General features: G+C 68.1%; 2 protein-coding genes. One reads left to right on the top strand and one right to left on the bottom strand.

From position 1 onward, the window contains the following. Window positions 1–145, bottom strand: a 145-nt coding sequence (locus AC0L20_RS41190) for a helix-turn-helix domain-containing protein (protein WP_473295859.1), incomplete at its 3' end; no start/stop codon positions are given. On the opposite strand from AC0L20_RS41190, the gene AC0L20_RS41185 reads away from it, so the two are divergent. Next, window positions 80–263, top strand: a 184-nt coding sequence (locus AC0L20_RS41185; RefSeq protein WP_473295858.1) for a helix-turn-helix domain-containing protein, incomplete at its 3' end; no start/stop codon positions are given. The genes AC0L20_RS41190 and AC0L20_RS41185 overlap by 66 nt on opposite strands.

Raw genomic sequence — 263 nt, 5'->3', positions numbered from 1 at the left:
CACTCGCAACCTCGACGGGTTGCCCGCCGTTGGCCAGCAGATGCCGGGCGCGGGCCAGGCGCAGCTGTACCAGGTACGCATGGGGAGGCAGGCCGAACGCGCTCTTGAAGGCGCGGCTCAGGCGAAAACGGTCAACGGCGGGCAACCCGTCGAGGTTGCGAGTGCCTTGGGGTTTGCCGACCAGAGTCACCTGGGCCGCTGGTTTGTGCGCGCGTACGGGCTGACGCCCGCCGCCTACCGCAATCGCTGCTCAAATCTTCCAG

The organism is Bradyrhizobium sp. Kon58 (assembly GCF_055807455.1).
The sequence above is the reverse complement of the archived record's forward strand: the minus strand, read 5'-3'. Positions and strand labels throughout refer to the sequence as shown.